General features: G+C 29.0%; 10 protein-coding genes. 2 read left to right on the top strand and 8 right to left on the bottom strand.

What is annotated here, in order from left to right; all coding sequences use genetic code 11:
- Nucleotides 1-114 precede the first annotated feature (114 nt).
- The 3 genes from ACREVX_RS09260 to ACREVX_RS09250 form a co-directional block, all read right to left on the bottom strand.
- Nucleotides 115-495 carry a response regulator gene (locus ACREVX_RS09260; RefSeq protein ID WP_431543888.1) on the bottom strand — a complete coding sequence of 127 codons (381 nt, stop codon included), beginning with the start codon at nucleotides 493-495 and terminating at the stop codon, nucleotides 115-117.
- An 88-nt stretch (nucleotides 496-583) separates the two neighbouring features.
- Nucleotides 584-1,315 (bottom strand): LytR/AlgR family response regulator transcription factor, encoded by a 732-nt coding sequence (locus tag ACREVX_RS09255; RefSeq protein WP_431543887.1) that lies wholly within the window; start codon nucleotides 1,313-1,315, stop codon nucleotides 584-586.
- A 14-nt stretch (nucleotides 1,316-1,329) separates the two neighbouring features.
- Nucleotides 1,330-1,989 carry a sensor histidine kinase gene (locus ACREVX_RS09250; protein ID WP_431543886.1) on the bottom strand — a complete coding sequence of 220 codons (660 nt, stop codon included), beginning with the start codon at nucleotides 1,987-1,989 and terminating at the stop codon, nucleotides 1,330-1,332.
- 325 nt (nucleotides 1,990-2,314) lie between these two features.
- On the opposite strand from ACREVX_RS09250, the gene ACREVX_RS09245 reads away from it, so the two are divergent.
- Nucleotides 2,315-2,806 carry a YajQ family cyclic di-GMP-binding protein gene (locus ACREVX_RS09245; RefSeq protein ID WP_431543885.1) on the top strand — a complete coding sequence of 164 codons (492 nt, stop codon included), beginning with the start codon at nucleotides 2,315-2,317 and terminating at the stop codon, nucleotides 2,804-2,806.
- A gap of 338 nt (nucleotides 2,807-3,144) precedes the next feature.
- Nucleotides 3,145-3,390, top strand: coding sequence for an AbrB/MazE/SpoVT family DNA-binding domain-containing protein (locus ACREVX_RS09240; protein WP_431543884.1), 246 nt, complete (start codon nucleotides 3,145-3,147; stop codon nucleotides 3,388-3,390).
- Between the two features lie 70 nt (nucleotides 3,391-3,460).
- On the opposite strand, the gene ACREVX_RS09235 is transcribed toward ACREVX_RS09240, so the two are convergent.
- From ACREVX_RS09235 to pheT, 5 genes are all read right to left on the bottom strand, one after another.
- Nucleotides 3,461-3,877 carry a hypothetical protein gene (locus ACREVX_RS09235; protein WP_431543883.1) on the bottom strand — a complete coding sequence of 139 codons (417 nt, stop codon included), beginning with the start codon at nucleotides 3,875-3,877 and terminating at the stop codon, nucleotides 3,461-3,463.
- A gap of 678 nt (nucleotides 3,878-4,555) precedes the next feature.
- Nucleotides 4,556-6,922 carry an ATP-dependent DNA helicase gene (locus tag ACREVX_RS09230; protein WP_431543882.1) on the bottom strand — a complete coding sequence of 789 codons (2,367 nt, stop codon included), beginning with the start codon at nucleotides 6,920-6,922 and terminating at the stop codon, nucleotides 4,556-4,558.
- 142 nt (nucleotides 6,923-7,064) lie between these two features.
- Nucleotides 7,065-8,996: an ABC-F family ATP-binding cassette domain-containing protein gene (locus ACREVX_RS09225; RefSeq protein ID WP_431543881.1), complete on the bottom strand. Its 1,932-nt coding sequence runs from the start codon at nucleotides 8,994-8,996 to the stop codon at nucleotides 7,065-7,067.
- Nucleotides 8,997-9,161: 165 nt separating this feature from the next.
- Nucleotides 9,162-9,761 carry a cell division protein ZapA gene (zapA, locus tag ACREVX_RS09220; RefSeq protein WP_431543880.1) on the bottom strand — a complete coding sequence of 200 codons (600 nt, stop codon included), beginning with the start codon at nucleotides 9,759-9,761 and terminating at the stop codon, nucleotides 9,162-9,164.
- Between the two features lie 180 nt (nucleotides 9,762-9,941).
- Nucleotides 9,942-12,320 (bottom strand): phenylalanine--tRNA ligase subunit beta, encoded by a 2,379-nt coding sequence (gene pheT / locus ACREVX_RS09215; RefSeq protein ID WP_431543879.1) that lies wholly within the window; start codon nucleotides 12,318-12,320, stop codon nucleotides 9,942-9,944.

The raw sequence follows: 12,320 nt of genomic DNA, 5'->3' as shown, positions 1-12,320 counted from the left end.
ACGAACTTTATATTAGTTTTAAATGGTAATTTTTTTTTCCCAAGATCAAAAATCTTATCATTATCTATTTTAGTCAATTTTATAATATTTAAAACATAGTTGTCCTTTTATTTACTAGATTTTCAATCCCAATACATTTTCAGCTATTGCTAAAACTTCATTAAAACAAAAAGGTTTGGTAATGTATTTATCACACGAAACTTCAAAACCTCTCTCTTTATCTTCTGCTTGCCCCCTGGCTGTTAAAAGTACTATATATACACCAAGCAGTTTTAATTCTTTTTTTACTATGTTACATACCTCATACCCATTTATCATAGGCATCATGATATCTAAAAATACTAAGTCAGGCATTTGAGTTTTAATTATATCTAAAGCCTTTTTCCCATCACTTGCCAGAAGTATTTCCACACCTTTTTCTTTGAATTCCTCAAGTATTTCCTCGAGCAATATCCTATTATTAACTTCATCATCTACTATTAGTATTTTATTCATTTATTGCCTCGCTTTTTCTTATGATAATGCTTTTAGGCATCTTCAAAAATAACCATTCAACATTAGTTATTTTTGAAGATGATCAAATTCACATATTAAGTAATTTTCTAAAATCCTTAACATAATGTCTACTTACAGGTACTTCCTCTTTTAGCCCTTCTATTTGTAATATAAAAGTGCTATTAAACCACGGAACTATTTTATAAATTCTATCTAAATTAACTAAATAGCTTTTATGGCTTCTAAAAAAATTCTGATTAATAAGTCTATTCCCTAATTGATTTAATGTGTCATGAGTTGTAAAAGTAGTATCCCTTGTAAAAACGAACACTTCCTTATTTAATACAGTACAATATAATATATCTTTTGGATGTACTAAGTATATGCACTCATCTTTCCAAAGTGGTAATTTTACCATACCCTCAGTATTTTTTCCCTTTTGTAGTATATTGTTATTATTATATTTTTCATTTATTTTATCCATAGTAAGTTGTAGCCTTTTCTCTGAAAATGGTTTTAAAACATAATCAATGACATTCATTTCAAAAGCATTTATGGCATATTTATCAAATACTGTTGCAAATACAATACTTACACTAAAATCAAGATTGTTTATCTCTTTCGCCAAAGTAAACCCATCAATTCCAGGCATTTCTATATCTAGAAAAACAATTTCAGGTTTAGATTTTTTTATGAATTCTAAAGCGACTGATGGACTGTCATACTTACCTATAATTTCGATTTCGCTGTTTTTACTTAAAATAAAACTCAATTCGTCTAAAGATAATTTCTCATCATCAACTAGGACCACTCTTAGCATATACACCCCACCCCCTAAATGAACTTTATATTCTCAATCGGTATATATAAATTGATATTTGTTCCAATTTGTAAGTTACTACTCACTTGGATTTTACTATTATATAAATTTTTATATTTAGCACTTGAAATTGAAAGAGAACCACAATTATTACTAAGTAAATTTTTAATTTGCTCCTTCGCCATACCAACACCGTCATCCTTAATCTTTATTACTATTTTTTCTTTATCCCTCTTAATCATTAATGTTATTGTTCCACCTAAATCATTTTTTAAAATACCATGATTAACTGCGTTGTCTATTAAATTACATAATGAGTTTTTAGGTATTAGAAAATTTATATTTTTATCAATATCATAATCAATATTTAACCTAGTTCCAAATCTAACCTTTTGAATATATAAATAAGATTTTATATGCTCTATTTCTTCACGCAAAAAAACAGTTTCATTTGTTACACTAAAATTAAATCTTAAATAGCTACTTAATTCTAAAACAACTTTTCTAGCCTCTTCGGAATTTTCCCTACAAAGTGACAATATACTATTTAAAGTATTGAATAGAAAATGTTGATTAATATATATTCCTGTTTCCTTAGATTTATTTTCTATTTGTATGTCATCTAAATTACTTTTATATTTATTATTTTCTTCATATTTTTTATCTACAATCACTGATTTTTTTCTCCTTTTAAACATATGTACACTTTTGTTCTACATTAAATCATCTCCTGAGCAGCTACAATATTGAAATGATTTTGTTTTTTATGTTTAATAATATATCGTTCCATTTCCAATATACCTTAGTGAAAAACGGGGTTTTTTTCTAAATAAACCTTGCATAGTATTAAAAAATCATATATTTTTCATTAAAATAGGTTATATTATCTATTATTACAATCTTTACTCATTAACCACTGGACATTTTTGTATTATTAACCTACTATTAATTAAGATAATTCTATTAATTAATAATAGGATACAGAGGAGGTTTTTAATTATGGCAAGTGCACATTCGTTTGACATAGTATCAGATGTAGATTTGCAAGAAGTCGACAATGCAATAAACCAAGCATTAAAAGAAATCAAGCAAAGGTATGATTTTAAAAACACTATTACTGAGATCAAATTAGTAAAAGAAGATATTAAAATTGTATCTGATGATGATTTTAAATTAAAATCAGTTGTAGAAGTTCTTGTAAGTAAATTAATTAAAAGAGGTATATCCGGCAAGGCATTAGACCTTGATAAACAAGAAGAAGCAACTCTAGGTTCAGCAAGACAAACTGCTAAAATTATAAAAGGAATATCTACAGAAAAAGCGAAACTTATAATTGCTGAAATTAAATCTAGCAAGCTTAAGGTTCAAGCTCAAATTATGGATAGTCAGCTTAGAATAAGCAGCAAGGACCTTGACACATTGCAACAAGTAATGGCACTTGTAAAATCTAAGGATTTTGATATTGCTTTGCAATTCACTAATTATAGATAGTTCTATTTTAAAATTATTAATTATCTTTAAAAGAGTTAGTACAATTTAAATTGTACTAACCCTTTTTTATTTTATCTTATCTTATATGTCTTATATTTTTTTACATTAATTTCATACCGTTGCTAATATTGTAATAATTAAAAATTTATGTATACTTTAAAAGATATTATAATATCTTTTAAAATGACAGGCAATTATATTTTATTTGCATAATACGTAAAAGTTTGTTAATTTTTATTATTATTTTTAAATGTTTTCATAAACCTATTGACGTTTTATGTTATTTTTGCTACAATTTAATTATAAATAAGTCGAAAGATGTTTGAGGAGGAAATTATATGAAATCAACAGGTATTGTAAGAAAAGTGGATGAACTTGGAAGAATTGTTATTCCTATAGAATTAAGAAGAACTTTAGATATAGATATCAAGGACGCTTTAGAAATCTATGTAGATGGTGATCAAATTATCCTTAAGAAATATGAACCAGCTTGTATTTTCTGTCAAAATGCAAGAGACGTTGTAAATTACAAAGGTAAAAACATTTGTAAAGATTGTCTTGCTGAATTAGGATCAAGTAAATAATTTATTTTTTTAAAATTAGCTATCATATACCTAATAATAAAAAAGATATCCATATTAAGGATATCTTTTTTTACGTTTTTAACCTAAACTCACTAAAACAATTTGAACAAGTAACAATAATTCTCCCTTTTTTTCTTGGTACCCTTAATTTTTGTTTACATTTCGGACAACTAGTAATTATATACTTTCTTTTTTCTTTTAATCTCTCTATAGGATTATATTTTTTAATTTTAATACTAATTAGCTTAAAATTATGTTTAAAATTTCCAATTTTATTATAAAACCCTCTTTCTATATTTTCAAAAATGAATTTCTCAGTATTTCTCCTATGCAAATTATATGACTTACTTCTCCAAATTGAATATACAATAAGTGTTGTTCCTAAAATCCATGCATACCTAGTTACAATCAAAAGTATCCCTGATAATAAGGTTACTTTTGATAGTCTATCCCAGCCATAAGATCCTCTACAACATTTAACAAACATTTACAATTCCCCCTACTTTTCTCTGGAGTGGATAACAACTGCGAATTGTTATCTACATTGACGAATATATGATTAATGCTCTTATATATATTTTATCACTATAATGCTCAGATTATTATTAATTTTCTGTAAAAGATTAGTAATGCCTGTTTATACTTCTATTCTATTACAATTACACTACTAATTAAATCATCTCCTGCGGAACTGAAATGTCGTTATAAATAAGGATTAAATAATTACATATATATTTTGTCGAATTGCATCCTTTATTTTTATTTTTTTCTTGTTTTTATTAATTTTACTAAAAACTATTGACTAAACGTGTTATAAATGTTATCCTAAGAATAAGAAATAAGTCGAATTTCCCCCAGTATTACTTATACAAACGATAAACCTTGTTTCGATATTAAATTACAAAACAGAAAAACCCCTAAATAAAAAAAGGAAACTATTTATATCTTATAATTAGTTATGAACATAATTATTTATTCATATTACGCTCTAACTAATAACCAGTGACCCATTATCGTATTGATGGATATAAATATTTTATGTAGATGTATTGGAGCAGTTATTATTAATTTAGTTTCCTTTTCTTTATCCCCCCCAATGGACTTTATAACTAAATTTTAGTTATTATATATATAAAGACCTAAGCAATTGCTTAGGTCTTTTACTTTACTTCCAGAATTCGCTGACCTCTTTTTGCACATCGGTCTTATTACTTATTATATTATAATTATCCCACTCTTTTGGGAAAAGCCTTTTATACCTTTGGTGAAGAAATCTATCATCTATTAAAAGCACTGTCCCTCTATCTTCTTCTGTTCTAATTACTCTTCCAGCTGCCTGAAGTACTTTATTCATGCCTGGGTACATATAAGAATATTCATATCCATTATTACTTTTTTCATCAAAATATTCTTTAATAATTTCTCGTTCAAAACAAATCATGGGATGTCCTACACCTACAATTATAGCACCGATTAAGGCTTCACCTTTTAAATCAATTCCTTCTGAAAATATACCACCTAAAACTCCAAATCCTAAGGTGTCATCGCTACTTAAACTATTAAAATTTTGTAGAAAAGCTTCGCGCTGCTCCTCTGTCATAAAACTCATTTGGGTTTTAACTTTTATTCCAGGATACTTTTGAGTAAATCTATCATACACTTCATCCATATACTTATAAGAAGGGAAAAACACCATATAATTTCCATTTTTAGAGCTTATTATAGAATATATATATTCCACTATTTTAGGGTAACTATTTTCTCTATGTCTAAATTTAGTGGAGATATCTTTAGCTACTAGAACTTTAAGTTTATCTCTATCAAAAGGAGAACTTAATGTTAAATTGTAATCTAACTTGACACCACCTAAAATTTTTTTAAAATATGAAAGTGGTAGTAATGTTGCAGAAAAATATATCACCGACCGCCCTCTTTTAGATGCTTCTCTTAAAAGCTTAGAGGGATCTAAACAAAATATTTTTAATATCACATCATCATCAGTACTTTCTACATAGGTTACATATTTATCATCATAAAGCTCAGCCACACGAATGAAACTTAGCGAATTAAAATACAGTTCTAAAAAGTTATCGTATATTGCAGATTTTTCATTTTTTGTTAGCCAAACCTCTAATATTTTAGTAAGCCTTGTAAGCAGATTATATACATCTACTGGCTCACCCTTTTGTTTATAGTACCCATCTTCATTACACATCTTTTTCATGTCAGCCATAAAAGCATTAAGCTTATTAATAATTTTGTACATTTGCTTGTCAATAGCTTTGATATCTCTTTTCAATTGCAAAAGCGGTTTTTTATGAAGTGATGCCGAATACATTTCTCTAGCTCTATCAACTAGGTTGTGAGCCTCGTCAACCAAAATAGTATAGTCGCCTGTGTTATCTGTAAAGAATCTTTTTAAGTATACCCTAGGGTCAAATACATAGTTATAATCACATATAACACAATCAGACCACAGAGTTAAATCCAATGAAAATTCAAAGGGGCATACTTTATATTTATTTGAATAATTTTCAATTATTTCTCTACTAAATGTATCTTCATTTTTCAAAATATCAAGTAGCGCTCCGTTAACCCTATCAAAATGACCTTTTGCAAATGTGCACTGCTGCGGGTTGCATGCACTACCTTTGCTAAAACACACTTTGTCTTTTGCAGTTATTGTAATTGTCTTAAATTTAAGTCCATTCTTTTTCATTTTATCAAAGGCATCCTCTGCAACCTGCCTTGTTATAGTTTTAGCTGTTAAGTAGAATATCTTTTGAGAATGACCCTCTCCCACAGCTTTAATCGCTGGAAACAAAGTAGATATAGTTTTACCTATACCAGTAGGTGCCTGCACGAACATCTTTTTATTTTGAGTTATTGTTTTGTATACGGAAACGGCAAGTTCCCTTTGTCCATCTCTATAACTATCAAAAGGAAACTTTAAATCTTTTATAGTTTTATCTCGCACCTTATTCCACTCATATGTGATATTAGCCCATATAAAATAACTAGAAATAATTTCATCAAAAAATTCCTTAAGTTTATTTATTGAAAAAGCCTTAATGAATTGCTTTATCTTCTCCGTCTCTAATTCATAATAAGTTAACTGAACACTTATAAGCTCAAAATTATTTTGAATGCCATATATATACGCATAACACTTAGCCTGGGCCCAATGAAGACTATTATAATCTTCCTTAATAAGTTCAACATCTTTAGTAACTGTTTTAATTTCATCTATGGTAACTTTATCGCCAATAATTAAAATACCATCAGCACGCCCTTCAACTTGAATTACAGTATCATTATATAATATTCTATGTTTTAAACTTACCTCTGCCAAATACTCTTCTCCAAATATAATAGAATACTTTTCTCTGTTTTCATGCTGAATTTTTTGATGCGCCTTTGTACCATCTACAGCTCTACTACTGCCCATAAATCTCGAATCTAAATCGCCAGCCCGTAGTACAAATTCTACTAAGTTACGCACAGATATTTTTATATCTCTATTTTTATCCACAGATTATACCTTCTTTTTTTAATAACTACCGTCTTTATTGAATAATAATATAATTCATTGTATTCATTAAAATATAACGACTTCAGTAGAAATATAAATTTTCTTCTGAAGCCGCCTTTATTATACCATTATAGGTAATACTTTAACTATTTTTTTGAGCTTCAATAGACTCATTTAACTCATTGAGCTCTGTCCAACGTTTCATTAGACGTTCTGATTCAGATCCAATATATTTTTGCTGCTTCATCAATTTCTCCAAATATTCAAAATCACTGCCTGCAGCATTAATCTTTTTATTAACCTCAACAAGATCTGCTTCTTTTTGTTCAACTAAACCATCAATTTCATCAAATTCCTTTTGCTCTTTAAAAGTAAATTTCAAAGGTTTATCCTGCTTAATTTCTGGGATAATATCCTTTATAGCTTCTTTATCTTCACTTTCATTACTTTCTTCATTATCTTCAAGTAAGTTTGGATTGTTTTGTATATATTCTTGATATTCAGTATAATTCCCTACAAATTGAATTATCTTTTGATTTCCTTCAAAACTAAATATTTTATCAGATACTCTATCTAAAAAATATCTATCATGAGATACAGTTATAACCACACCATTAAATCCATCCAAATAATCTTCAAGCACTGCTAGAGTTTGTATATCAAAGTCATTGGTAGGTTCATCTAAGAATAATACATTTGGAGCTTCCATAAGAATTCTTAAAAGATATAGCCTTCTTTTTTCCCCACCGGATAAACTGGAAATAAATGAATGTTTTGTAGTTCCATCAAATAAAAATCTCTCAAGCATTTGAGAAGCTGTAATCTGTTCTCCATCACCTGTGGTTATAAATTCTGCTCCTTCACGGATATATTCTATAGCACGTAGCTTTTCGTCCATCTCACCATTTTCTTGATGGAAGAAACCAATCTTTAATGTTTCGCCCCAATCAATTATACCTGAATCAGGACTTAGTATACCGCTTAAAATATTCATAAGCGTAGATTTACCCATACCATTAGGGCCTATAATACCTACTTTATCTCTCCTAGTAAAAACATGATTAAAGTCACTAATTAACTTTTTATCACCAAATGCCTTATAGATATGTTCAACATTCATAATCTTTTTACCAAGTCTCGTTGATGCAGAGTTTAATTCTAGCTTTTCGTTTGTTACCTCAACTTTTCCATCGCGAAGCTCATCAAAACGATCAATTCTAGCTTTTTGCTTAGTAGTTCTAGCTTTTGCACCACGTCTTATCCAAGCTAGTTCCTTTTTAAATAAACTCTCTCTTTTTTTCTCCATTGAACCCATTAAAGCCATTCTTTCAACTTTCTTTTCCAAAAACACACTATAATTTCCCTGGTAGCTATATAGATTACCTTTATCTAATTCGATAATTTTATTTGTAATTCTATCTAAAAAATACCTATCATGAGTAATCATAAGTAATGCACCTTTTCTATTATTTAAAAATTTCTCAAGCCAATCTATTATTTCATTATCCATATGATTTGTAGGTTCATCCAGTATTAGTAAATCTGATGGAGTAATTAGGGCACTACATAAAGCTACTCTTTTCCTTTGTCCACCTGAAAGCTCACCAATTTTTTGCTTAAAATCAGTTATTCCAAGTTTCGTAAGTATAATTTTAGCATCATTTTGTACTTCCCAACCATTGCATGCATCCATCCTAGTGTTAAGTCTCATTAAAGCATTTTGGATTTTTTCATCCTCTGGATTTTCTTCCATTTTTTCTAAAGTAACCTCATATTCTCTTATAACCTTCATAATATCAGTTTTACTCTTAAAAATTTGCTCAAGCACTGTAGCTTCTGGGTCAAATTCAGGATTTTGAGATAAATATTCTATATTTATCATACTACCTTTTAAAATTCTTCCTTCATCAGGAACTTCAAAACCAGCTATTATTTTTAAGAAAGTAGACTTTCCAGTACCATTAACTCCTATTAAACCAATTTTATCACTATCGCTTATACCTAGTGATGCTTTATTAATGAGTATTCTCTCACTAAAGCTTTTACTCATTTCTTCTATTGTTAACACATTCATTTATGTACCACCCTTTTCATTTAATAAAACCATACTTTAATTATAACCAAAAAAATAGCCAAGGGATAGCGGAAAATTTTCGAAGGCAAATTTCTCACTATTACCTGACTATTTATTTTAAAAAAATCTCTCCAATTCACAATCTAGCATATTCTTAAATAAGAACTATTTCTTATGTGAGGATAAAAGTGGATTATTAATTTTCTTTTGCTTAGCTAAACTAATTTGGTATTCTATTAGCTTATTTTGAGAATCAATTATTTTATACTTATAAGATTGCAGCTTAAATTTCATTTCTTTATTTTCTCTGTTCATATTAATGTTTTCTTGATTTGAACTTTGACTAGCCTCTTGTAAAATATCTAATTGTTGTTGCATTTCTATATTTTCTTGCTCTAAAGTTTTTACATATTCTGTTTTCTCTACTTTTTTACACTTATTAAGCAATTCTTGATTATAATCTTCCAAATGACTTAGTTGTTTTTTTAAACCCTCTAATTGCTCAGTAAGTTCTTCATCACGCACTTCTATGGATTTAACTTTACTTGAGAGTTCATTGCAACATATACTACTTTTAAACATATCATCGCCTAAATTTAACGCAGTTAGAATTGCCGCTGACGAAGTACTAAGCTTCTCATTATTACTCATTATATTCTTTATTTTTTTATTAACATAACTAGCTACCTTATGTAAATATTCTTCTCTTTCATCGCCCTTTAAATTATATTCAACACCATTTATTTTTATTGTTACAACATTCATCTAAAACACCCTCTTAGACAGATTAGTTGATATCATTGTATCACATTATAACTTTTAATAAAACCATTTTTTTCAAATTATACATGTATTTAATACAATTATTATATTAACCTATTATTTTTAAAGATGTTGTAAATTATTATAACCCCCTTGCTATAAGAGGGTTATAATTTAATGCTTTTATCTAAGCTGAGCACCTATTTTGTGCTCTAATGTTCTTAATATTTTATCATGTACCTTATTTACCTCATCATCTGTTAACGTCTTGTCGGCTCTTCTATAAAATATAGCATAAGCTACACTTTTCTTACCGTCAGCTATTTGTTTACCCTTATATACATCAAATAACTTAGTACTTTCTAAAATATTACCACCTTGTGCTACTATTATATCCTCTATATCTTGAACTAAAATTTCCTCGTCAACTATAAGTGCAATATCTCTTGTTACAGCTGGAAATTTAGGTAGTGGTTTATATTTCTTGTTAAGCTCCGCATATTTATATAGTATATCTAGGTTTAGCTCTGCTATATAACACCTTGGCTCAACTTCGTAGTTTTCAGATACAGTTGGGTGAATTTCACCAACTACACCTGCAAATTCTCTTTTTACAAATAAATTAGCGGTTTTACCAGGGTGATAAGTTGGGTTTTCACTTTCTCTTTTAAAAGATGTATTTTTCATTCCTAGAATTTCTAGGACATTTTCTACAACACCTTTTAAGTCCAGGTAATCAACATTCCCATACATACCTATAGTCAATATATTTCTTTCCTCCGGTAGTTTATCTGCATCTTCATTTGGGATATAAACTTTACCTATTTCAAATAACCTAGCTTCTTCATTGTTTCTTGAGTAGTTCCTTGATAAACATTCCATCATAGAAGCTATGGTTGTAGTTCTCATTATACTATAATCTTCTCCTAGAGGATTTCTGATAGTAACTACTTTCCTTAATTCGCTGCCTTCTGGAACCAAAATTTTATTGAATAATTTAGGGCTTACAAATGAATAACTAATAGATTGATTGAGTGAACTGGAAGTTAGTGATAGGACTACCTTATCTTCTAATTTTTGTTTCTCACTTTTTCCACTTTTTAAAGTCTCACATTTAGGCATAGTAGTTGGTATATTATCATAGCCATATATTCTTGCTACTTCTTCTGCTATGTCTTCTCTTATGTTAATATCAGCTCTAAATGTAGGTACCTGTATAATTAAAAAGTCACCTATTATGTCAGTAGTAAGTTCTAATCTATCAAGGTACATTTTCATATCACGTTTTGATATATCAGTTCCTAAAAATTTATTAATCCAGTTAGCATCTACTTCTAAAGAATGAGGTTTAATAACACTAGGATACACATCTACGCACCCGAGCATTATTTCACCTGCGCCTAACTCTTCTACTAAATGGCAAGCTCTTTCTATAGCTATTTGAGCAATATTAGGATCCAAATCTTTTTCAAATTTTGAAGACGCATCAGTTCTTAGTGCCAGTTTTTTAGATGCAAGTCTTATATTAACTCCATCAAAGTTTGCACTTTCAAATATTATGCTTATGGTATCTTCTTTTATTTCTGAATTTAAGCCACCCATTATACCTGCAAGTCCTATAGTTCTATCTCCATCTTTTATTGTTAAAATAGTTTCATCTAAATTTCTTTCTTTCTCATCCAATGTAACAAATTTATCATTGCTCTTTGCCCTCTCAATGATTATATTGTTAGTTGTAATTTGCCTGGCATCATATGCATGCATAGGTTGACCAATCTCAAGCATAACAAAATTTGTAATATCAACTATATTATTAATAGGCCTAAGTTCCGCCTCGATTAGTCTTTCTTGCATCCATTGTGGTGAAGGTTCAATTTTTATATTTTTTATTCCCTTTAACATGTATCTTCTGCAAAGTTCATCTTTAATATTAACTTTGTAAATATCTTCTACATTATCTAAGTTAGAAGCTTTATAATCTAGCGATGGTTTTCTTAGCGTTGTGCCAAGAGTTGCAGCTGTTTCTCTAGCAATCCCTAAAACGCTAAGGCAATCCGCTCTATTTGATGTTATCTCAAAATCAATTAAAACACTTTGAAGTTTTAATACTTCTTTTATGTCTTTACCAATAATCGTATTGCTTGGAAGTATCATCAATCCATATACTGGTTCATCTGTAGCAATTCCAAGTTCTTCCTCAGAGCAGAACATACCATTTGAAGCTATGCCACGAAGTTTACCTTTTTTTATTTTTAATCCCCCATGAAGAGTTGAGCCGTGAAGGGCTACTGGTACAATATCCTGTTCTTTCATATTAGTAGCTGCCGTAACTATTTGTGTTGGTTTATCAAGGCCTATATCTACCTGACACACAACCAATTTGTCAGCATCGGGATGACGAACTATTTCTATTATTTTCCCCGAAACAACATTCTGAATTTCAGCACCTGCTATAATAACTTCTTCTACATTTGAACCAGACATTGTTAATCTATCGCCAAGTTCCTTTGGTGGAATATTTATATCTACATAATCTTCAAGCCATTTAACTGGAATTTTCAT

Source organism: Clostridium sp., assembly GCF_050717545.1.
Taxonomy (GTDB): domain Bacteria; phylum Bacillota; class Clostridia; order Clostridiales; family Clostridiaceae; genus Clostridium_AD.
The sequence above is the reverse complement of the archived record's forward strand: the minus strand, read 5'-3'. Positions and strand labels throughout refer to the sequence as shown.